General features: G+C 67.1%; 17 protein-coding genes and 1 riboswitch. Of the genes, 7 read left to right on the forward strand and 10 right to left on the reverse strand.

The window, feature by feature from the left end; translation table 11 throughout:
* Positions 1 to 449: 449 nt before the first annotated feature.
* The 5 genes from AC3G88_RS15555 to thiC form a co-directional block, all read right to left on the reverse strand.
* Positions 450 to 1,580 carry a thiamine phosphate synthase gene (locus AC3G88_RS15555; protein WP_488893474.1) on the reverse strand — a complete coding sequence of 377 codons (1,131 nt, stop codon included), beginning with the start codon at positions 1,578 to 1,580 and terminating at the stop codon, positions 450 to 452.
* Complete coding sequence (locus tag AC3G88_RS15560; RefSeq protein ID WP_153949888.1) at positions 1,577 to 2,425, reverse strand: thiazole synthase; 849 nt, start codon at positions 2,423 to 2,425, stop codon at positions 1,577 to 1,579. The genes AC3G88_RS15555 and AC3G88_RS15560 overlap by 4 nt, the downstream gene beginning before the upstream one ends.
* Positions 2,426 to 2,436: 11 nt before the next feature.
* Positions 2,437 to 2,634, reverse strand: a complete 198-nt coding sequence (gene thiS / locus AC3G88_RS15565) for a sulfur carrier protein ThiS (protein WP_092602951.1) — start codon at positions 2,632 to 2,634, stop codon at positions 2,437 to 2,439.
* A gap of 12 nt (positions 2,635 to 2,646) precedes the next feature.
* Complete coding sequence (locus tag AC3G88_RS15570; protein WP_488771482.1) at positions 2,647 to 3,855, reverse strand: FAD-dependent oxidoreductase; 1,209 nt, start codon at positions 3,853 to 3,855, stop codon at positions 2,647 to 2,649.
* Between the two features lie 163 nt (positions 3,856 to 4,018).
* Positions 4,019 to 5,896, reverse strand: coding sequence for a phosphomethylpyrimidine synthase ThiC (gene thiC, locus AC3G88_RS15575; protein WP_488893475.1), 1,878 nt, complete (start codon positions 5,894 to 5,896; stop codon positions 4,019 to 4,021).
* 126 nt (positions 5,897 to 6,022) lie between these two features.
* A riboswitch (TPP riboswitch) is annotated at positions 6,023 to 6,125 on the reverse strand.
* 174 nt (positions 6,126 to 6,299) lie between these two features.
* Between thiC and AC3G88_RS15580 the strand changes: the two genes are divergently transcribed.
* Complete coding sequence (locus AC3G88_RS15580; protein ID WP_488893476.1) at positions 6,300 to 7,994, forward strand: acyl-CoA dehydrogenase family protein; 1,695 nt, start codon at positions 6,300 to 6,302, stop codon at positions 7,992 to 7,994.
* A 177-nt stretch (positions 7,995 to 8,171) separates the two neighbouring features.
* Positions 8,172 to 9,713 (forward strand): methyl-accepting chemotaxis protein, encoded by a 1,542-nt coding sequence (locus AC3G88_RS15585; RefSeq protein ID WP_488771484.1) that lies wholly within the window; start codon positions 8,172 to 8,174, stop codon positions 9,711 to 9,713.
* A gap of 64 nt (positions 9,714 to 9,777) precedes the next feature.
* Here the strand turns inward: AC3G88_RS15585 and AC3G88_RS15590 are convergent, their stop codons facing one another.
* Complete coding sequence (locus AC3G88_RS15590; RefSeq protein ID WP_488893477.1) at positions 9,778 to 11,460, reverse strand: GMC family oxidoreductase; 1,683 nt, start codon at positions 11,458 to 11,460, stop codon at positions 9,778 to 9,780.
* 236 nt (positions 11,461 to 11,696) lie between these two features.
* On the opposite strand from AC3G88_RS15590, the gene AC3G88_RS15595 reads away from it, so the two are divergent.
* Positions 11,697 to 13,100: a coniferyl aldehyde dehydrogenase gene (locus AC3G88_RS15595; RefSeq protein WP_488893478.1), complete on the forward strand. Its 1,404-nt coding sequence runs from the start codon at positions 11,697 to 11,699 to the stop codon at positions 13,098 to 13,100.
* A gap of 9 nt (positions 13,101 to 13,109) precedes the next feature.
* Here the strand turns inward: AC3G88_RS15595 and kdoO are convergent, their stop codons facing one another.
* Together kdoO and metK are read right to left on the reverse strand one after the other, a co-directional pair.
* Positions 13,110 to 13,997 carry a Kdo hydroxylase KdoO gene (gene kdoO, locus AC3G88_RS15600; protein ID WP_400391743.1) on the reverse strand — a complete coding sequence of 296 codons (888 nt, stop codon included), beginning with the start codon at positions 13,995 to 13,997 and terminating at the stop codon, positions 13,110 to 13,112.
* 137 nt (positions 13,998 to 14,134) lie between these two features.
* Positions 14,135 to 15,298 (reverse strand): methionine adenosyltransferase, encoded by a 1,164-nt coding sequence (metK, locus tag AC3G88_RS15605; RefSeq protein ID WP_092602939.1) that lies wholly within the window; start codon positions 15,296 to 15,298, stop codon positions 14,135 to 14,137.
* A gap of 285 nt (positions 15,299 to 15,583) precedes the next feature.
* Here metK and AC3G88_RS15610 point away from each other — a divergent pair, with 285 nt between their 5' ends.
* The 4 genes from AC3G88_RS15610 (at position 15,584) to AC3G88_RS15625 (ending at position 19,135) form a co-directional block, all read left to right on the forward strand.
* Positions 15,584 to 16,477 (forward strand): lysophospholipid acyltransferase family protein, encoded by an 894-nt coding sequence (locus tag AC3G88_RS15610; RefSeq protein ID WP_488893479.1) that lies wholly within the window; start codon positions 15,584 to 15,586, stop codon positions 16,475 to 16,477.
* Positions 16,474 to 17,367 carry a lipid A biosynthesis lauroyl acyltransferase gene (locus AC3G88_RS15615; protein WP_488893480.1) on the forward strand — a complete coding sequence of 298 codons (894 nt, stop codon included), beginning with the start codon at positions 16,474 to 16,476 and terminating at the stop codon, positions 17,365 to 17,367. The genes AC3G88_RS15610 and AC3G88_RS15615 overlap by 4 nt, the downstream gene beginning before the upstream one ends.
* A gap of 14 nt (positions 17,368 to 17,381) precedes the next feature.
* On the forward strand, positions 17,382 to 18,248 hold the full coding sequence (gene dapF, locus AC3G88_RS15620; RefSeq protein WP_488771489.1) for a diaminopimelate epimerase: 867 nt from the start codon (positions 17,382 to 17,384) through the stop codon (positions 18,246 to 18,248).
* Between the two features lie 77 nt (positions 18,249 to 18,325).
* Positions 18,326 to 19,135 (forward strand): polyphosphate kinase 2 family protein, encoded by an 810-nt coding sequence (locus AC3G88_RS15625; protein ID WP_488771490.1) that lies wholly within the window; start codon positions 18,326 to 18,328, stop codon positions 19,133 to 19,135.
* A gap of 62 nt (positions 19,136 to 19,197) precedes the next feature.
* Here the strand turns inward: AC3G88_RS15625 and AC3G88_RS15630 are convergent, their stop codons facing one another.
* Positions 19,198 to 20,529: a DUF3734 domain-containing protein gene (locus AC3G88_RS15630; protein WP_488893481.1), complete on the reverse strand. Its 1,332-nt coding sequence runs from the start codon at positions 20,527 to 20,529 to the stop codon at positions 19,198 to 19,200.
* Between the two features lie 58 nt (positions 20,530 to 20,587).
* The gene (gene pyrE, locus AC3G88_RS15635) at positions 20,588 to 21,265 is read right to left on the reverse strand and encodes an orotate phosphoribosyltransferase (RefSeq protein WP_066730642.1); all 678 of its coding nucleotides are present in this window, start codon (positions 21,263 to 21,265) and stop codon (positions 20,588 to 20,590) included.
* Positions 21,266 to 21,268 lie beyond the last annotated feature (3 nt).

Here is a 21,268-nt window from a genome sequence, read left to right on the forward strand (position 1 = left end):
TGCTTGCACCGGAGGGCGCCGCTCCCCTCTCCCGCCTGCGGGAGAGGGGTTGGGGGAGAGGGCTAGCGTGTCCGCACTTGCCGAGCCGGGTTAGCACCCCATGCGCCTGCCCTCTCCCCCGCCCCTCTCCCGCGCGCGGGAGAGGGGAGCAAACCGTCGCGGCAGCGCAGGGGTGACGGATTTGCCTTGCTTTCAGGGCGCTTGAAGATGGCGGCCCTTGCTTGCACCGGAGGGCGCCGCTCCCCTCTCCCGCCTGCGGGAGAGGGGTTGGGGGAGAGGGCTAGCGTGTCCGCACTTGCCGAGCCGGGTTAGCACCCCATGCGCCTGCCCTCTCGCCCGCCCCTCTCCCGCGCGCGGGAGAGGGGAGCACACCGAAGGGGTATCAAGCGCCGGCGGTTCGCTCCCTCAAAGCGGCTTGGGGGGCGGGTAAACCGTTCAACCAGCGACCATCAGGCAAACAAGGCATTAAGCCCCGCCACCGCCGCCGGCACATCGCTGGCTTCCGTGATCGCCCGCACCACGGCGGCGCTGCCCACGCCGACGTCGAGCACTTCGCGCATATTGCCGGCGTTCACCCCGCCGATGCCCACCAGCGACGGCATCACCGGCTTCATCAGCGTCACATACGACTGGAAGCGGCCCATGCCTTGCGGCTGGGTCGGCATGACCTTGGTCGTGGTCGGGAAAATCGCGCCCAGCGCCAGGTAGCTGGGCCGGATCGCCGCCACGCGCAGCATCTCGGCGTAGCCGTGCGTCGACACGCCCAGGCGCAGGCCCGAGGCGCGGATGGCATCGAGATCCGCCTCGTCCAGGTCTTCCTGGCCCAGGTGGATGCCATAGATGCCGCTGTCGCCGCCGCAGGCCGCGTGATGGTCGACCGCCACGCGCCAGTGGTCATTGATGAACAGGCGCGATGTCGAACCCTTGGCGGCGTTGGCCGCCCGCACCACTTCGGCCTTCACCTCGGCGGCGTCGGCCGACTTGAAGCGCAGCTGCACGGTTGGCACCTGCAGCGGCACGAGCTGCTCGATCCAGGCGGCGGTCGGCATGACCGCATACAGGCCCAGATCGGGCGGGCACGGCGCGAAGGCCGGCGCCGGCTGGTCGGGCGAGACCAGCGCGGCATGGCGCACGCGCGGGAAGCGCCCGAAATCGGCGGGCCACGCGGTGCTGCCCGGCTCCCAGGCGCGGGCGATGCACAGCGCGTCGTGCGCGGGAAAATGCAGCGACAGCGCCGCCGCCAGCACCGCCACGAAGCCCGGCGAGTGCGCGGTGTCATCGTCGGCGTGCGAATCGAACACCCAGGTACCCATCCACGAGCGCACCGTGTCGATCCAGCGGCCGCCTTCGCGCTCCGACACGATCAGCACGGCATTGGCCGCCGCCACACGGTCGATGAGGTCGGCGGCAGCCTCGCCGTCCGCCAGCACCACGTCGTGACGGCCCAGCGTGGCCGGGGCATTGGCCAGCGGCCATACCTGCCACGGCGATTCGTCGCGACCGAACATCGCGGCAAAGCGCCGCATCACGTCTTCAAACAGTGCGGCATCGATGGCCGCGGCAACCCCCTGGCGCGTCATGCGCGATCCTCCGCGCCTTCGGCGTGCCAGAACGGCATGCCGACCACCGGCGTGCTGGCCTGCGCCACCTCGCGCTCGGGCATCGGCCCGGCCAGGTAGGCGGTGCGGCCGGCTTCCACGGCCAGCGCAAACGCGCGCGCCATGTTCACCGGGTACGCGGCCTGCGCCACGGCGGTGTTCAGCAGCACGCCGTCGTAGCCCCACTCCAGCACCTGCGCCGCGTGCGACGGCAGGCCCAGGCCGGCATCGACGATCAGCGGCGTGTCGGGCAGGCGGTCGCGCAGCGTGCGCATGGCGTGTGGATTCACGGCGCCCCGGCCGGTGCCGATCGGGGCCGCCCAGGGCATCAGCGCCTGGCAGCCCACGTCGAGCAGGCGGCGGCACAGCACGAGGTCCTCGGTGCAGTACGGCAGCACCTTGAAGCCTTCCTTGATCAGCGTCTCGGCAACGGCCGGCAGGTTCAGCGTGTCGGGCTGCAGCGTGTAGTCGTCGCCGATCAGTTCCAGCTTGATCCAGTCGGTCTCGAAGACCTCGCGCGCCATCATCGCCGTGGTGATGACTTCCTGCGCGGTAAAGCAGCCGGCGGTGTTGGGCAGCACGGGCACGCCCAGCGAGCGCAGCATCTGCCAGAAGGTGTCGCCGCCCAGCGTCTGGCCGTCGCCACTGCCCACGGCGGTCTGGCGGCGCAGGGCCACGGTGATCATGGCCGGGCGCGAGGCTTCCACCGCGGCCTGCAGCGTGGCCGGCGACGGATAGCGCGCGGTGCCCAGCAGCAGGCGCGAATCGAAGGATTCGCCGTACAGCACGAACGGGTCGCGCAGGGTTTCAGCAGGTTCGAATGTCATGGAGGGTCCCTTTAGCCGCCCGTTACCGGTTGCACGAGGTCGATCTGGTCGCCCGCATTGAGCGATGTGGCCGCATGCGCGGCGCGCGGCACGAACTGGCCGTTCACCGCAGCGGCGAACGGCGGCGCGATGGCTGCCGCCGTCACGGCGTCGGCCAGCGTGGCGGCGTCCGGCACGTCGAGCGGTTGGCCATTGAGCAGGATTTGCATGATGGTTATCGGTTAATGCAGCGTGCCGCCGCCGGGGTTGACGACCACGCTCGGCGCGGGGCAGACCACCTCGCGCACCTGCTGGATCATGCCGGGCCAGCGCAGCGCGGACGGCACGGCATAGGCGGCGGGGTCGTCGTTGAGCAGGGCACGTACCACATGGCAGGCCGCTTCCGTCACGGCCGGCGCGATCAGCCAGCCATGGCGATACAGTCCGTTGATGCGCACCACGCGCGCACGCTGGTCCACGCGGATGGACGGCAGGTGGTCGGGGCGCGTCGGGCGGCGCTGCACGTTCAGTTCCAGCACCCGCGCCTCGCCAAAGGCGGGATGCAGCGAGTGCGCGGCCGACAGCAGTTCCAGCGCGGAGCGCACGCTCATCGGCGAATCGTCCTCGCTTTCGATTTCGGTGGCGCCGATCACGTACAGGTCGTTCGGCTTCGGTGCGATGTAGATCGGGTAGCGCGGATGCAGCAGGCGCACCGGCCGGTGCAGCTTCACGTCGGGCGCATGCACGCGCACCACTTCGCCGCGCAGGCCACGCAGGCCCGGCACGGGGTTGCCCTGCGCGTCCTGGTCCATCCAGGCGCCCCGGGCGCCCAGGCCGCGGCAATCGAGCACCACGTCGGCCTTGATGCCCAGCGATGGCAGCGATTCGGCGTCGATCTCGCCGGCCTCCCACACGCAATGCAGCCCTTCGTCGATGGCACAGTGGAGCAGGGCCCGCAGCGCGCCACGATTGTCGAGCTGGCCTTCGCCCTGCAGCAGCAGGCCTTGCGCGAAGCGCCCGGCCAGCTCGGGTTCCACATCGGCCACGCCCTTGCCGTCCAGCGCCCGCAGGCGCGCCTGCACCAGTTCCGGCGGGGCGACGGCGCGCATGCGGCTGGTGAACAGCGACACCTCGCTGCGGTCCCGCGCATGCCAGACCACCAGCGTGCCGTCCTCCTGGAAGAACACGGGCTCGGGCAATTCCTGGATCCAGGTGCGCCAGAGGTCGACGCTGGCAATGCCGAGGTCGACAATGCGCCGTTCGGCGATGGCCGATTCGGCCAGCGGCGCCAGCATGGCCGCGGCCACGTGCGCGGCCGAGCCGCTGCCGTCGGGGCCGCCACGCTCCACCAGCGCCACACGGGCGCCGGCACGCACCAGCAGCCAGGCGGAAATCCGCCCGGCCAGGCCGGCGCCGAGAATGGCGACATCGAAGGACTGTACTGCTGTCATGGGCTTGTATGCCGGCGGCATTGGCCAGGTAAGTGGCGCCGACCGGCCTCCGGTTGGGTGAATACCGCCGCGCTGCGTGGGGGCGCCGCGCGCGGAACTCTCAGGTGCTACGGTACTGCCGGGCGGCGCCGCGTGGGCGGCCGCCCGTCCTGCAAGACAACGCTTACGAGTAGATCTTCGAGCCCGACTTCACGAACTCGATCGACTTCTCTTCCATTCCCTTCTGGGCAGCCGGCAGCGATGCCGCGTAGTCGCGCACTTCCTGCGTGATCTTCATCGAGCAGAACTTCGGCCCGCACATCGAGCAGAAGTGGGCGATCTTGGCGCCTTCGGCCGGCAGCGTGGCGTCGTGGAACGACCGTGCGCGCTCCGGATCGAGGCCCAGGTTGAACTGGTCTTCCCAGCGGAACTCGAAACGTGCCTTGGACAGCGCATTATCGCGCAGCTGCGCGCCGGGCCAGCCCTTGGCCAGGTCCGCGGCATGGGCGGCGATCTTGTACGTGATGATGCCTTCGCGCACGTCTTCCTTGTCCGGCAGGCCCAGGTGCTCCTTCGGCGTGACGTAGCACAGCATGGCCGTGCCCATCCAGCCGATGTTGGCGGCGCCAATGCCGCTGGTGATGTGGTCGTAGCCCGGCGCGATGTCGGTCACCAGCGGTCCCAGCGTGTAGAACGGGGCTTCGTAGCAGTGCTTCAGTTCCTCGTCCATATTGGCCTGGATGCGCTGCAGCGGCACGTGGCCCGGGCCTTCGATCATCACCTGCACGTCGTGCTCCCACGCCTTGGCGGTCAGTTCGCCCAGCGTGCGCAGTTCACCGAACTGGGCGTCGTCGTTCGAATCGGCGATGCATCCCGGACGCAGGCCGTCGCCGAGGCTGAACGACACGTCGTACGCCTTCATGATTTCGCAGATCTCGTCGAAGTGCGTGTACAGGAAGTTTTCCTTGTGGTGCGCCAGGCACCACTTGGCCATGATCGAGCCGCCGCGCGACACGATGCCGGTCACGCGGTCGGCCGTCAGCGGCACGTAGCGCAGCAGCACGCCGGCGTGGATCGTGAAGTAGTCCACGCCCTGTTCGGCCTGCTCGATCAGCGTGTCGCGGAACATTTCCCAGGTCAGGTCCTCGGCGATGCCGCCGGTCTTGTCCAGCGCCTGGTAGATCGGCACCGTGCCGATGGGCACCGGCGAGTTGCGCAGGATCCATTCGCGCGTTTCGTGGATGTACTTGCCCGTGGACAGGTCCATGATGGTGTCGGCGCCCCAGCGGATCGACCACACCATCTTTTCCACTTCCTCGGCCAGCGACGACGTCACCGCCGAATTGCCCAGGTTGCCGTTGATCTTCACGCGGAAGTTGCGGCCGATAGCCATCGGCTCCAGTTCCGTGTGGTTGATGTTGGCCGGGATGATCGCACGGCCAGCAGCCACTTCACGGCGCACGAATTCCGGCGTCATGTCTTCCGGACGCAGCGGCAGCGCAGCCCCCAGCGCGTTGCCGGGATGCTGGCGCAGCAGCGCCTTGTATTCGGGCTTGTCGTACAGCGCCTGCAGGTTCAGCGATTCGCGCAGCGCCACGTATTCCATCTCGGGCGTGATGATGCCCTTGCGCGCATAGTGCATCTGCGACACGTTGGCACCGGCCTTGGCGCGGCGCGGGTTAGTCAGCGGTGCAAAGCGCAGGTGGGCCGTGGCGGGGTCGTTGGCGCGCGCCAGGCCATATTCCGACGACAGGCCGGACAGCACTTCGGTATCGTTGCGCTCTTCGATCCACTTGGCGCGCACGGGCGGCAGGCCGGCCTTCAGGTCGATATGCACGTCGGGGTCGCTGTACGGGCCCGACGTGTCGTAGACGGGAATTGGCGGATTTGCCATCTCGCCCTTTTCGGTGCGGGTGGCGGTCTGCAGGATCGTGCGCAGCGGCACGCGGATATCGGGGCGGCTGCCCGTCAGGTAGGTCTTGGTCGATGCCGGATAGGCAAATTTCTGGTCGAGATCGCTTTCCAGCGACTCAAACGATGCAGCGGGGGCAGTACGGGCCATGGGTGTCGTCCTCTCTCTTGCGGGGATATGGACGAAACCAGGAGCCCTGTGAGCCGGCCTGCGCGGCATGGCCGGCGGCGGCGTCCCGGTGCGGCAAAGGCGGCTTTCCCGCGGGACAAGAGGCAAATCGGTTTTTGTGAAACTTCCCACGCCGGTACTAGCCGGATCGGGTTCGAAGGGACTCTCTCAGCGCGCCCGGCCCATCCGGACGGCACCCCTGTTTCATCCAACGGGGTGAATTTAAGCACAAGCCCCGGCCCCGCGCCACCCGAAATTCGGTTCCAGCTGTCGTGCTTCACGGTATCGGAATCATGGTGCCTTGCAGCATTGCGAACGGGCGAGTTGCCGTACCATGGCCGCAGCCCGCCGAAGTGCCGACAAGCATTGCCGCCCAGGAGATGCCATGACCGCCACACCCGCCGCCGACGTCGATCACGCCCGCATCGCAGATACCCACAGCGTGTTCAACCAGGTGCCCGACCTTGCCCACTACAACCTGTTCGACACCGACCCCGGCCTGCGTGCCGCGCTGGACCGGCTAGGCGGGACGTGGCATGCCGACGCGCTGTCCGGCTACGGCGCCCGGCTTGGCGACCCCGAAGTGCAGGCATGGGCCGCCGAGGCCAACCGCCTGACCCCCACGCTGCACACCCACAGCCGCACCGGCGAACGGATCGACCAGGTGCAGTTCCACCCCGCCTGGCATCACCTGCTGGCCCTGCTGCGCAGCCAGCAACTGCAGGCGCTGCCTTTCGCGCAACCGCGCGAAGGCGCCTGGGTGGCACGCACGGCCGGCTATTTCCTGCAGGCCCAGGTGGAATCGGGCTCGCTCTGCCCCACCACGATGACATTTGCCAGCATCCCGGTGCTCAGCAAGGAACCGGCGCTCTATCGGGATCTGCAGGCCCGGCTGTTCTCGACCGGGCACGATCCGCGCGACCTGCCCTGGCGCGACAAGACCGCCGTGATGATCGGCATGGGCATGACCGAAAAACAGGGCGGCTCGGACGTCCGCGCCAATACCACCGTGGCCATGCCGGTGCGCGGCGAAGGCCGTGGCGCCGAGTACGCGCTGACCGGCCACAAGTGGTTTTTCTCGGCGCCGATGTGCGATGCCCACCTGGTGGTGGCGCGCATGGGGGCGGCCGACGGTCCGCTGTCGTGCTTCTTCGTGCCGCGCTTCCGGGACGACGGCAGCAAGAATCCGATCCTGATCCAGCGGCTCAAGGACAAGCTCGGGAACAAGTCCAATGCCAGCAGCGAGGTGGAATTCCGGGGCGCCACCGGCATCCTGATCGGCCCGGAAGGCCGCGGCATCCCCACCATCATCGAGATGGCCACCAACACCCGGCTCGACTGCGTGATCGGCAGCGCCGCGCTGCTGCGTGCGGCGCTGGTGCAGGCGCTGCATCACGCGCGACACCGTATGGCGTTCGGCCGGCTGCTGGCCGACCAGCCGCTGATGCGCAACGTGCTGGCCGATCTGGCGCTGGAATCCGAGGCCGCCACGCAGATCATGATGGCGCTGGCCCACGCGTTCGAGCATGCCGGTCAGGACCCGCTGGCCGCCGCGTGGAAGCGCGTGATGACGCCGGCCGCCAAGTTCTGGATCTGCAAACGTGCGTTGGAAGCCACCGGCGAGGCGATGGAGGTCTGGGGCGGCAATGGCTATGTCGAAGAAGGCCCGATGGCCCGGCTGTACCGCGAGGCGCCGGTCAATTCGATCTGGGAAGGTTCGGGCAACATCATGTGCCTGGACGTGCTGCGTGCGCTGCAGCGCAATCCCGACGATGGTGTCCGCATCCTGCACGACCTGGCGCGCCTGTCGAACGGCCACGCTCTTGTGCGCGCGGAGCTTGCATCACTTCAGGCAATGCTTCACGGTCCGGCGGAGGCGCTCGAAGCCAGTGCCCGGCGGTTTGCGCAGGGCCTCGTGCTGACCGCGCAGGCCGCGCTGATGATCGCCCACGCGCATCGGGAATCGGCCGAACAGTTCGTGGCCAGCCGCCTGGGCCGCCAGCATGGCCGCGTGTTCGGCACGCTGGATGCCGATATCGCCACTTTGGCCCGTATTTCCAATCGCGCCTGGCCCGCCTGACACTTATAGTGTGCGGACATCGCACATTGCATGCTGCACGGCAGTATCCCCACCTTCAGGGGATATGGCACCTGCCGTAAACGTTGTGGCGACGGGCCCCGGCCCGCCTGCGAAACCTTCCAAGTCGTCGTCACAACGGACGGTCCACGCCAAGTAACGTGGCCGCCAAGCCACCCCATGAATATCAGCAAACGTCTGCTTCTTACGCTGTCCCTTGCATTGCTCGCGCTACTCTTCGTTGGCCTGGGCGGCATCTGGCAACTGTCCAGGGCCGAGGACCGGTTCGAGTACTTCAACGACAACACGCTGACGAGCGTGCGCGATCTCAACAATGTCAGCGGCGCGTTGGCCAATATCCGCGTCTCGCTTTACCGGCATGCCATGACCACCGATGCCGGCGCCAAGACCGAAGCCGAGGGCATGCTCGACAGGTCCAACAAGCGTTTCGACGATCTGCTGGCCAAGTACGAGCGCGAGGACATCTCGGACGAGACCGACCGCAAGTTGCTGGAAGCCGATCGCGCGGCCATCAAGGCCTATCGCGAGACCCTGGGCGCGTTCCTGGAAAAATCCCGCGGCAATGATTTCGACGCCACGCGGGAAATGATCACGTCGGGTCCGGTGCACCTTGCATCGACCGCCGTGCGCAAGGCCCTGGACGAGCATCTGGACTACAACACCAGGCTCGGCGAAGAGGCAGTGGCCTTCAACAAGGCCCAGTACCACACGTCGGTGCGCGTGTTCGTGATCGTCATCGTGGTCGCCGTGGCACTGACCGCGTTCCTGGCCTTCGGCCTGTACCGGCGCATCCGCACCAGCCTCGATGAAATTCAGGGCACACTCGCGCACGTCAGCAACACGCTCGACCTCGACCACCGCGCCCCGGTGGACCGCCTCGACGAGATCGGCCTGACGGCCCAGTCGTTCAACGCGCTGATCGAGCGTGTGGCGGGCACGCTGCGCGAAGTGCGCCGTTCCACCGATTCGGTGAGCGTGGCCGCCGCGCAGATCGCCGCCGGCAACGTCGACCTGTCGTCGCGCACCGAAGAGCAGGCCGCGTCGCTGGAAGAAACGGCGTCGAGCATGGAACAGCTCACCGCCACCGTGCGCCAGAACGCCGAAAACGCCCGCCAGGCATCGTCGCTGGCGTCAAGCGCCGCGCTGGTGGCCGACGAAGGCAACCAGTCGGTACAGCAGATGGTGGGCACCATGGGCGCCATCAGCAGCAGCTCCGAGCGTATCGCCGAGATCACCAACCTGATCGAGGGCATCGCCTTCCAGACCAACATCCTGGCGCTGAACGCCGCCGTGGAAGCGGCGCGTGCCGGCGAACAGGGCCGCGGCTTTGCCGTGGTGGCCGGCGAGGTGCGCAGCCTGGCGCAGCGCTCGTCGAGCGCCGCCAAGGAAATCAAGGAACTGATCGAGGCATCGGTCGATACGGTACGGACGGGTTCCGGCCAGGCCGAGGAAGTCGGCAAGACCATGACCGACATCCGCCAGGCCGTGAAGCGCGTGTCCGACATCATCGCCGAGATCTCGGCCGCGTCGCAGGAACAGAGCGCCGGCATCGAGCAGGTGGGCCACGCCGTGGGCCAGATGGATCAGGTCACGCAGCAGAACGCCGCGCTGGTGGAAGAAGCCGCCGCCGCCGCGCAATCGCTGGACGAGCAAGCCGGCCGCCTGCGCGACATGGTGGGCCAGTTCCAGATGCGCGGGTAAGGCCGGCATCTGTGTTGTGCCGTTCTCCGCTCCCCCACTGGTGGGAGAGCGGAGAACCTACATCTCAGTCCGCTACGGCCGCCTCGCGGAACCGCAGCGTCACATGGGGGGCGAAGCGGATCAGGTCGTGGGCGCGCTCGCCGATCATGATGGCCGGCGCGTTGGTATTGCCGCCCACCAGCGTCGGCATGATCGACGCATCGACCACGCGCAGCCCCTCCACGCCTCGCACCCGCAATTGCGGGTCCACCACGGCCAGGGCGTCCATGCCCATGCGGCAGGTGCCCACCGGGTGGTAGATCGTGTCCGCGTGCCGGCGGATCAGCGCGCGCACCGCCTCGTCGTCGCTGCCATCGAGCCGCAAGGCCTCCGAATACAGTTCGCGGCCGCCGAAAACCGCCAGCGGCGCCTGCATGAAGATGCGCCGCACGATGCGCAGGCCTTCCAGCATCGTTGCCATGTCTTGCGGATCCGTCAGGTAACGGGGGTCGATGCGCGGCGCCTGCCGCATGTCGGCCGATGCCAGCCTGACCTCGCCCCGGCTGCGCGGACGCAGCACGCAGACATGGCAGGAATAGCCATGACCCAGGTTGACACGCCGCATGTGGTCGTCGGCCATGCCGACCACGAAGTGCAGTTGCAGGTCGGGCTCGGCCAGGTCCGGACGGCTGCGCACGAACGCGCCGGCTTCGGCAAAATTCGATGTCATCATGCCGGTCCGCTCGCGCCGATAGCGCAGGAATTCGGCCACCAGGCGCCTGGCCCCGCCCAGCGAGATGCCGAACAGGTCGCGCGCCGGCACGCGCTTGTGCAGGATGATGTCCAGATGATCCTGAAGGTTGCCGCCGACGCCGGGCAGATCATGCAACACGTCGATACCGTGCTCGCGCAGATGGGCGGCCGGCCCTACGCCTGACGCCATCAGCAGCTGCGGCGACCCGAACGCTCCGGCCGACACGATCACCTCGCGGCGCGCGCGCAGCACGATTTCCTGGCCGTCGCGCCACGCCAGCACGCCCACGGCGCGCCGTTTATCGAACAGGATACGCAGCACCTGCGTGCCGGTCATTACATGCAGATGGCTGCGCCCGCCGTTGCAGTGGCGGTCGCGGACATTGCCGCCGTGCAGGTAAGCGCGCGCAGCGTTCCACCGTTCGCCGTTGTGCTGCGTGACCTGGTACCAGCCCACGCCCTCCTGCTCCTCGCCGTTGAAATCGTCGTTGCGCACGATGCCCGCATGCTGCGCGGCATCGATGAAATGCTGGCCGAACGGATTGGGCGAGCGCAGGTCGCTGACATGCAGCGGGCCGGTGCCGCCGTGCAGCGGATCGTCGTCATGGCCGGCCACGCGTTCATTGCATTCGGCGCGGCGGAAGTACGGCAGCACATCGTCCCACGACCAGCCGTCGCAGCCCGCCGCGGCCCATCCGTCGTAGTCGGCGGGCCGGCCACGCATATAGATCATGGCGTTGATCGAAGACGACCCGCCTAGCCCGCGCCCGCGTGGCTGATAGCCACACCGCCCGTCCAGACCAGGCTGGGGCGCGGTCAGGTAGCCGTAGTTGCGCGCGCCGGCGCGCGGCAGCATGGCCGCGCAGCCGGCAGGTGTGCGTACCAGCACATGATGGTCGTGGGCGCCGGTTTCGAGCAGCGCGATGGTGTCATTGCCGCTGTCGGCCAGCCGTCCAGCCAGCGCACAGCCTGCCGAGCCCGCACCCACGACGAGATAGTCAAAGGTCGTTTCCATCTGTCTCCCCGCGTGTCCGGCGCCGGTCCAGTCTCCCCGCGGACGCCCGCCGCGAAAGTCCAGTGTAGGCGTTGCCGCCGGCGTGGTGAAGCGGGGCGGCCCCGGAATCCGGGCGGCCAGCGCGCGGTGCCGCACGCCCCGCGTTTGGGAGCCGTCCTCCATTGATATAACCGACGCTCTGCCTTATGGTGCGCGATGGCCCACGCAAAACAGATCGCGCCTCAAGGAGACCGCCGATGAGAGAAGTGCCCGCCATGTCCACGGTGTTCAACGCCATGCATGCCGCGTCGCGCCACGACCAATCGCCGGCGTGGCCGGTCCGGGCCGACCGGCTGCGGCGCCTCAAGGCGCTGGTGCGCGACAACCACGACGCCATCGCGGCCGCGATCAACGCCGATTTCACGAACCGCCCGCGCCAGGAAACCGCGCTGCTGGAAGTATTCCCGAGCATTTCGGGCATCGATGACGCACTGCGGCATGGCAAGCGGTGGATGCGCGTGCGCCGGGTAAAGACCGGGCTCTGGTTCAAGCCGGGCAAGTCGCGCCTGATGCCGCAGCCGCTGGGCGTGGTCGGCATCGTGGTGCCCTGGAACTACCCGCTGTACCTGGCCATCGGGCCGCTGACCGGCGCGCTGGCGGCCGGCAACCGCGCGATGGTCAAGCTGTCCGAATTCACGCCGAAGTTTTCCGACCTGTTCGCGCGGCTGGTGCAGGCCACGTTCGCGCCGGACGAGGTGGCGGTCATCAACGGCGACGCCGAGGTGGCCGCCGCTTTCAGCGCGCTGCCGTTCGACCACCTGCTGTTCACCGGCTCCACCAGTGTCGGCCATCACGTGATGAAGGCCGCCGCCGCGAACCTGACGCCAGTGACGCTGGAACTGGGCGGCAAGTCGCCGGCCATCATCGGCCCCGGCGCCGATTTCGAGCGCGCCGTGGAGCGCATCCTGGTGGGCAAGCTGCTCAATGCGGGGCAGACCTGCATTGCGCCGGACTATGTGCTGGTGCCGGCCGATCAGCGCGACCGGCTGGTCGACACCGCACGGCGCGTGGTGAGCCGGCTCTATCCCGACATCGCGCGCAACCCGGACTACACGAGCATCATCAGCCCGCGCCATTTCGACCGGCTGGTATCGTTGATCGACGCCGCCCAGTCGGCCGGCGCCCGCGTGGTGCCGCTGACCGATGCCGGCCCCAACGCCGCCGTCCGGCAGCTGCCGCCCGTGCTGCTGACCGACGTTCCGGACGACGTGCGCGCGATGCAGGAAGAGATTTTCGGGCCCGTGCTGCCCGTGGTGACCTACCGCAACCTCGACGACGCGATCGGCTTCGTCAATGCGCGCCCCCGGCCGCTGGCGCTGTACGTGTTCGACAAGGGCGGCGACGTGGTGGATCGGGTGATGCGCCAGACCGTGGCCGGCGGCGTGACCGTCAACGACACCCTGTTCCATATCGCCCAGGACGATCTGCCCTTCGGCGGCGTGGGGCCCAGCGGGATGGGCGACTATCACGGCGCGGCCGGCTTCGAGACGTTCTCGAAACTCAAGCCCGTGTTCTATCAGGCCGGCCTGAACGGGGCCGGGCTGCTCAAGCCGCCCTATGGCAAGCGGTTCGCGTCGATGCTGAAGATGCTGATGCGCTAGCTGGCGAACTCAGGCAGCCAGCATCGGCTTGCCCAGCATGCGCGACAGCACGGCCTCGGGCGAATGGGTCCGGTCGCCGATGGCGGCCGGGTCCAGGTAGATCGTCTGTTCCATCATCGCCTTGCCGCGCATGGCGGCATGCAGCAGCTGGTCGCTGAACACGATCCAGGTGGCGCCCGGCGGGAAATGGAATTCCTGCTGCGGCACCGACTTCTGGTAGTCCAGGTCGGCCTTGGCCAGGTCGTGCAATTGCAGCATGCGGTGATCGTATTCGCTGCGCTCGCGCTTGGTGATGTGCAGCGTCTTCATCAGCCAGGCTTGGCCCGGCCACATGCCGTGCGTCTTTGGCACGAATCGCGCAGCAAAATCGCCAAATGGCTCGCCCACCCGCCACACACGCGGCGCTTCGGGGTCGATGTTGTGGAACACGCGCAGCAGGCGCTTGCCCAGCATCGGGTTCGACGGGAACGAATCCACGTGCAGCCGCGTATCGTCCTTGCGCCAGCTGACCGGGCGGCCGGCGATTTCGCTCGGACGCAGCGACGTGCCCGCACGCGTCATGTGCCCCTCGTACTCGGGAAACAGCGTGCGGATCAGCGTCTCGCTCGACGTGGCATAGCGATGGATCAGATTGTAGAGATCGGTCAGGTCCTGCTCGGTGCCGGCCGCCCCACGCACGGCGCGGTCGTTGGCGCGCAGGTTGATGTTCTTCGACTTGCCGTCAGAATAGCGCGGGTCCAGGAACCGTTCCTCGCCCGGCTGCAAGCGGAACGCCAGGTTCGGAAAGTACAGCACGGCGCCCTGCTCCAGTTCGCGGCGCAGCGTGGCGCGCGTCTCGGGCGTTACCTCGGGCGACCAGTCGGTATAGGGCTGGGTGCGGATCAGGTCCAGGGACATGGCAATTCCGATAATTTCAGGTTGACCGGATTCTACCTCCATGCGGGCGCCGCCCCAGGTGCCGCCCGCGCAACAAAAAACCCCGCGGGTCCGTGAGGACCGGCGGGGTCTTGCAGCCGTGAAGGCGCCTTGGGCGCTTACAGGCCGGCGGCGGCGCGCAGCACGGCGGCCTTGTCGGTGGCTTCCCACGAGAATTCCGGCTCCTCGCGGCCAAAGTGGCCGTAGGCGGCGGTCTTTTCGTAGATCGGGCGCAGCAGGTCCAGCATCGCCACGATGCCCTTCGGGCGCAGGTCGAAGTGTTCCTGCACCAGCTGGGCGATCTTCTCGTCGGAGATCTTGCCGGTGCCTTCCGTGTAGACGGTCACGTTGATCGGACGCGCCACGCCGATGGCGTAGCTGACCTGCACCTGGCACTGGCGCGCCAGGCCGGCGGCCACCACGTTCTTGGCCACGTAGCGGGCGGCGTAGGCAGCCGAGCGGTCCACCTTCGACGGGTCCTTGCCCGAGAACGCGCCACCACCGTGCGGCGAAGCACCGCCGTAGGTATCGACGATGATCTTGCGGCCGGTCAGGCCGCAGTCGCCCTGCGGACCACCGATCACGAAACGGCCGGTCGGGTTCACCAGGTACTTCGTTTCCTTGAGCATGTCGGCCGGCAGCACGGGCTTGATGATCTCCTCGATCACCGCCTCGCGGATCTGTGCCTGCGAAATGTCCGGCGAATGCTGGGTCGACAGCACCACGGTGTCCACGCTGTGCGGACGGCCGTCCACGTAGCGCACGGTCACCTGCGACTTCGCATCGGGGCGCAGCCAGGGCAGGCGGCCATCGCGGCGCAGTTGCGACTGGCGCTCCACCAGGCGGTGCGAGTAGTAGATCGGGAACGGCATCAGTTCCGGCGTCTCGTCGCAGGCGTAGCCGAACATCAGGCCCTGGTCGCCGGCGCCCTGGTTCAGGTAGTCGTCCGACGCGCGGTCCACGCCCTGGGCGATGTCCGGCGACTGCTTGTCATAGGCAACCAGCACGGCACAACCCTTGTAGTCGATGCCGTAGTCGGTGTTGTCGTAGCCAATGCGCTTGATGGTGTCGCGTGCGACCTGAATGTAGTCGACGTTGGCGGTCGTGGTGATTTCGCCAGCCAGCACCACCAGACCGGTGTTGCAAAGGGTTTCCGCGGCCACGCGGGCGTACTTGTCCTGGGCAAGGATGGCGTCCAGGACGGCGTCCGAAATCTGGTCAGCGACTTTGTCGGGATGGCCTTCGGAGACGGATTCCGAAGTAAAGAGGAAATCGTTCGACACGATCTAGTTTCTCCAGGTTGGCTTTTCGGCTATTGCGTGCCACCTTCGGAAACGATGCGGCGACGCTTTAGCGGTATTTAGGCTGCTCCGGTAGAGCGGCATCGCCCCGCAAGTTGTCAGTTAACTCGGCGATGGCAGGTATTATACCGCCCTGCCGCTTCCGTTGCAGGCCGCTAATTCTTCAAATAACGGCAGGAAACGGGCGTATCTCAGAAATCCCTGACTGCTTTTGCGGTTATTACGCTTTACTTTCGGCTTTACCGGCTTCGTCTCGCCCGCACCGACATGACCTTTCTGTTCTGGCTCATCTCCCGCCTGCCACTGCGCGTGCTGCACGCCGCCGGCGGTGCATTGGGGCTGCTCGTGGCGCGTCTGCCCGGCCGCTATGGGCGGCGTCTGGCCGAGAATTTTCGCCATGCCTACCCGCAGGCCACCGACGCCATGATTGCTGAGTCGGCGCGCCACACGGGGCGCCTGATCATGGAGATGCCGTACTTCTGGAGCCGCAAGGCGATCACCGTACGCACGGACGATTTCGCTACGTTATGGTCGGAAACGGCCCGGCTCGGCGCGGCCGGCAACGGCGTGATCGTGCTGACCCCTCACCTGGGCTGCTTCGAGGTATTGCCGCAGGCCTACGCCCGGCAACAGCGCGTGACCTGCCTGTTCAAGCCGCCCCACCAGCCCTGGCTGCGCGATTTCGTCGAGCACATGCGCACCCGCCCCAACATGGCCATGGCGCCTGCCACGCCGCGCGGGGTGCGTATGCTGGTCAAGGCACTCAAGCGCGGCGAGACCATCGGCATCCTGCCCGACCAGGTTCCAAGCGGCGGAGAGGGCACCTGGGCGCCGTTCTATGGCAAGCCCGCCTATTCGATGACACTGGTGCATCGGCTGCAGCAACTGACGGGGGCACCGATCGTGATGGTCTTTGCCGAACGCCTGCCGCGCGGCGCCGGCTACCGCGGGCACCTGCGCGTCCTGTGCGGCGGCGGCATGCTGCCGGAAGACCCGGCCGCAGCGTCGGCTGTCATCAATGCAACGATCGAAGAGTTGATCCACATCGACCCGACGCAATATTTGTGGGGATATAACCGCTACAAACATCCGGCCGGGGCCGGGCTGCCACCGGATATGGCCCCCGCCATGCCGGCGGTCACCAACAACGAGAATCAATGAGCCGCATCCTTACCTGGCTCGGCATCGGCTTGCTGACGGTGCTGGGCAAACTCCCCTACGCCTTTGTGGCGCGCTTTGGCGAGGCCCTGGGCAGCATCCTCTATCTTGTGCCAAACCCGCGCCGCGAGGTGGTGCGCGCCAACCTGCGCCTGTGCTTTCCGGAGCGGTCCGACGCCGAGATCGAGGCCATGGCGCGCGAGACCTATCGGAAGGTGTTCCGCAGCTTTGCCGAAGGCGGCATCTTCTGGACCTGCGGCGAAGCCAAGATGCGCCGCCTGGTGCAGATCAAGGACCATGGCAACCTGCCGGCGCTGGACGGCACGCCGCATATCCTGGTGACGCTGCACCTGTCGGGCCTGGAAGCGGGTGCCATCCGCCTGACCATGCACCTGCGCGACACCGTGGGCCGCTCTGGCGCGTCGCTGTACACCGTGCAGAAGAACAGGCTGTTCGACGATTTCCTGAAGGTGGCGCGCGGCCGTTTTGGCGCCAACATGATCTCGCGCAACGACAGCGTGCGTAACATTCTGCGGGTTTTGAAGAAGGGCGAGGCACTGCAGCTGATTTCCGACATGGATTTCGGCGAGCGCGACTCGGAATTCGTGCCGTTCTTCGGCGTGCAGGCGCTGACGCTGACGTCGGTGTCGCGCCTGGCGCGGCTTGCCGGCGCCCGCGTGGTGCCGATCTACACCGAGCAGTTGCCCGACTACCAGGGCTACGTGCTGCACCTGCTGCCGCCGTGGGAGGATTACCCCGGAGAAAGTGTCACGGACGACACCCGGCGCATGAACGCGTTCTTCGAAGAGGCGATCCGTCCGCGCATCGCCGACTATTACTGGGTGCACAAACGCTTCAAGCACCGGCCGCCCGGCGAACCGGACATCTACTGATTACAATCGGCACCATGAAACTCCAGTTCACCAAGATGCACGGCGCCGGCAACGATTTCATCGTGCTGGACGGCATTCACCAGAAGCTCGACCTGACCGACGCGCAATGGCGCGCCCTGGCCAGCCGCCATTTCGGCATCGGCGCCGACCAGATCCTGATCGTCGAGAAATCGGCACGCGATGACGTCGACTTCCGCTATCGCATCTTCAATGCGGACGGCGGCGAGGTGGAGCACTGCGGCAACGGCGCCCGCTGCTTCGTGCGCTTTGTCACCGACAAGGGCATGACCGACAAGCGGTCCGTGCGCGTGGAAGTCATGAACGGTGTCATCACCCTGACGCTGCAGGACGACGGCCAGGTCACGGTGGACATGGGCGCGCCCGAATTGACGCCGGCCCGCGTGCCCTTCATCGCCGACGGCCTGCCCACGCGCACCGAGGGCGACGACACGCTGTACGGCCTGGAAGTCAACGGCCGCACCGAGTGGATTTCGGCCGTATCGATGGGCAACCCGCACGCGGTGCAGGTGGTGGACGATGTCGAGCAGTTTCCGGTGCTGCAGGACGGCCCCGTGATCGAGCATCACAAGTCGTTCCCGAACCGCGTCAATGCCGGCTTCATGGCCATCGCCGATCGCCACACGATCCACCTGCGCGTCTTCGAGCGTGGCGCGGGCGAGACCCTGGCCTGCGGCACCGGCGCCTGCGCCGCCGTGGTGGCCGGCATTCGCCGTGGCCTGCTCGATTCGCCTGTCAAGGTGCATACGCACGGCGGCGACCTCAGCATTGCCTGGCAGGGTGTGGGTCAGCCGGTGCAGATGACCGGTCCGGCGACGACCGTGTTCGAAGGGTCTATTGACCTGGCGACGCTCCCTGCCTGACCATAAGGGCTCGCCCCCGCGCCTGGCGGGGGCCGTGTGGAACGCGGGACGACACCGGTCCCGCCACCGGAGAGCCCATGAGCCTGGACGATTTCCGCATCACCACGGGCAAGCAGTTCAAACTTGCCGCCTTCGACGCCGCCAGCAAGCCGCTGTCCACCGGCAACAAGACTTCCGATAACGCCCATCTGGCCGAACTGAGCGGCCAGCTCGATGCCGTGCAGGACATCTTCTACGCCGAGCACAAGCACAAGCTGCTGATCGTGCTGCAGGGCATGGACACCAGCGGCAAGGACGGCACTGTCCGATCGGTCTTCCGCAGCTTCGATCCGCTGGGCGTGCGCGTCGCCAGCTTCAAGGCGCCCACCCCCGAGGAACTGGCGCGCGACTACCTGTGGCGCGTGCATGCCCAGGTGCCGCGCAAGGGCGAAATCGTGATCTTCAACCGCAGCCACTACGAAGACGTGCTTATTACGCGCGTGCACGGCTGGATCGACGAAGCCGAATGCAAACGGCGCTACCGGCAGATCCGCGAATTCGAACAGATGCTGGTGGAGACGGGCACGACCATCGTCAAGTGCTTCCTGCATATATCCAAGGGCGAGCAGAAGCAGCGGCTCGAGGAACGGATCGCCGATCCGCAGAAGCACTGGAAGTTCGACATGCAGGACCTGGCCGAACGCAAGTTCTGGAAGGAATACCAGCAGGCCTACGAAGACGCCATCGCGGCCACGGCGGCGCCCGAGGCGCCCTGGTATATCGTGCCGGCCGACTCGAAGAGCCATCGCAACCTGATGGTGGCGGAGATCCTGCGGGCCACCTTCGACAAGCTGCGGCCCGATTACCCGCCTCCCAAGCCGGAGCTGGCCAAGGTCGTGGTCGAGTAAGCGGAAGGGCCCGCGTCATTGCGGCCCCGCCGTCAGCCGCGGTCAGCCCCCGTCAGCCGCCATCAGCCGTCCCCGTTGCCGCGATGCACGTCGTGCGTGACGAACGGGCGTTCGGGTCCGGGCATGGCCAGCCAGTGCGGATGCTTGAGCGTGTCACGGATATCGTCGAGCCCACTGGACCAGTGCTCGTGCATCGTCAAAACGCCAAACTGGTAATCCTTGGCGCTGCCTTCGAAGCTCTTGTCGCGATAGATCAGCTGGATCACGTTGCGGCGCGCGTCGCAGGCGTGCTCGGCGGCACGCTTGTACCACGCGTCTTGGCGCTTTGATGGCGGCACCAGCGCCATCAGTTCGCTCAGCATGCGGCGATAGTTCTGCTGTTCGCGCATGGCGTCGGTGATGGCGCGCGTGCGGCTCGAATACTGGATGTCCTTCTGGCGCTCGGCCACGTCCAGCAGGTTATGCGGCAGCTTGCCGCGCGCGCTCCACAGGTCCACCTGGAAGATCAGTGCGTCGCGCCGTGGCTGGGCCGTCAGCACTTCCTGCAGCGGGGTGTTCGATACCAGCCCGCCATCCCAGTAATACTCGCCATCGATTTCGATGGCCGGAAAGCCGGGCGGCAGCGCGCCCGATGCCATGAAATGCTCCGCGCGCAGCGTCATGCGAGTGTTGTCGAAGTACGCGAAATTGCCGGTGCGCACATTGACCGCCCCCACCGACACGCGCATTTCCTTCGGCCTGTTGATCCGGTCGAAGTCGACAAACCGCTCCAACGTGGCCTTGAGTGGCGCAGTGTCGTAATAGCTGGCGCTGCCCGGATCGTCGAAGCGCGACCAGAGATCGGCGATATTGCGCGGCGAGAAAAAGCCGCGCTGGCCTTCCAGCAGTGCGCGCGTGGCGTTGATCCCGTCGAACCAGATGCGCATGGGCTCCGGCCACATCGGCGCGGCCTCCGTCAGCAGGTCCAGCGGCAGGCCGGGCAGCCACGGCTGGGCGCAGATGTATTCCCAGAACGCCCGCAGTTGCGCGACCCGCGTTTCGGGCGGGTTGCCGGCGATGACCGCTGCGTTCAGGGCGCCAATCGAAATCCCGGCGATCCAGTTCGGATGAATGCCGCCTTCGGCCAGCCCCTGGTAGACGCCGGCCTGGTAGGAACCAAGCGCCCCGCCCCCCTGCAGCACCAGCGCGCGGATGGCGTAGGCTTCATGGGCCGGGCCCGCGTGCGGCGGCGCGTCCGGCGCGCAATGTTCGCGCGGCAGCGCCTTGCGGCGGTTTGCGGGCCGTTTGGCCTTGGACGGTGTGGCGGCATCGGCCGCCGAATCCTGGGGCGGCGCGCCCTGTTCGCCAATCTCGCGCTGGATCGCTTCCTGGTTCTGCCGCCGCTTTTCCGCCACGCCCCTGCTCCCCTGAAAATGAAAACGGCCCCAGGCGGGGCCGTGTGCAACACAACTGTCAGACGCCGTACTTCTGACGATAGGCAGCAACCGCGTCGCGAGAGTTCCCGAGCGCCGGATCCTGCGAGGCATCCAGATAGGCCAGCAAGTCCTTCAGCGACGCGATGGCGATCACCGGCACGCCGTATTCGCGCTGCACGTCCTGCACGGCCGAATGGGTGCCGATGTTGTCGGCGGTGCCGCTCTTTTCCATGCGGTCCAGCGCGATCAGCACGGCGGCCGGCTCGGCGCCGGCGGCGCGGATCATCTGCATCGACTCGCGCACCGAGGTACCGGCGGAGATCACGTCATCGACGATCACCACCTTGCCCTGCAGCTTGGCGCCCACCAGCGTGCCGCCTTCGCCATGGTCCTTGGCTTCCTTGCGGTTGTACGCAAACCCGACATCGCGGCCCATGCCGGCCAGCGCGACGGCCGTCGCCGACGCCAGCGTGATGCCCTTGTAGGCTGGCCCGAACAGCACGTCGAACTGCAGACCCGAGTTGATCAGGGTCTTCGCGTAGAATTGCGCCACCTGGCCCAGCATCGCACCCTGGTTGAACAGGCCTGCGTTGAAGAAATACGGCGACTTGCGGCCAGCCTTGGTCACGAACTCGCCAAAAGACAGCACGCCTGCATCCAGTGCAAAGCGGATAAAGGTCTGGCTCAGGTCGGCCGGCGTCGTCTGCTGCGTCATCTT

Source organism: Cupriavidus sp. 86D6, assembly GCF_057815095.1.

Coding starts and splice junctions, on each gene's coding strand:
- AC3G88_RS15585 (WP_488771484.1), top strand. CDS start 8,172: ATGAATATCAGCAAACGTCTGCTTCTTACGCTGTCCCTTGCATTGCTC.
- AC3G88_RS15590 (WP_488893477.1), bottom strand. CDS start 11,460: ATGGAAACGACCTTTGACTATCTCGTCGTGGGTGCGGGCTCGGCAGGC.
- AC3G88_RS15580 (WP_488893476.1), top strand. CDS start 6,300: ATGACCGCCACACCCGCCGCCGACGTCGATCACGCCCGCATCGCAGAT.
- AC3G88_RS15625 (WP_488771490.1), top strand. CDS start 18,326: ATGAGCCTGGACGATTTCCGCATCACCACGGGCAAGCAGTTCAAACTT.
- dapF (WP_488771489.1), top strand. CDS start 17,382: ATGAAACTCCAGTTCACCAAGATGCACGGCGCCGGCAACGATTTCATC.
- AC3G88_RS15615 (WP_488893480.1), top strand. CDS start 16,474: ATGAGCCGCATCCTTACCTGGCTCGGCATCGGCTTGCTGACGGTGCTG.
- AC3G88_RS15610 (WP_488893479.1), top strand. CDS start 15,584: ATGACCTTTCTGTTCTGGCTCATCTCCCGCCTGCCACTGCGCGTGCTG.
- AC3G88_RS15555 (WP_488893474.1), bottom strand. CDS start 1,580: ATGACGCGCCAGGGGGTTGCCGCGGCCATCGATGCCGCACTGTTTGAA.
- AC3G88_RS15570 (WP_488771482.1), bottom strand. CDS start 3,855: ATGACAGCAGTACAGTCCTTCGATGTCGCCATTCTCGGCGCCGGCCTG.
- AC3G88_RS15560 (WP_153949888.1), bottom strand. CDS start 2,425: ATGACATTCGAACCTGCTGAAACCCTGCGCGACCCGTTCGTGCTGTAC.
- AC3G88_RS15595 (WP_488893478.1), top strand. CDS start 11,697: ATGAGAGAAGTGCCCGCCATGTCCACGGTGTTCAACGCCATGCATGCC.
- pyrE (WP_066730642.1), bottom strand. CDS start 21,265: ATGACGCAGCAGACGACGCCGGCCGACCTGAGCCAGACCTTTATCCGC.
- thiS (WP_092602951.1), bottom strand. CDS start 2,634: ATGCAAATCCTGCTCAATGGCCAACCGCTCGACGTGCCGGACGCCGCC.
- thiC (WP_488893475.1), bottom strand. CDS start 5,896: ATGGCCCGTACTGCCCCCGCTGCATCGTTTGAGTCGCTGGAAAGCGAT.
- kdoO (WP_400391743.1), bottom strand. CDS start 13,997: ATGTCCCTGGACCTGATCCGCACCCAGCCCTATACCGACTGGTCGCCC.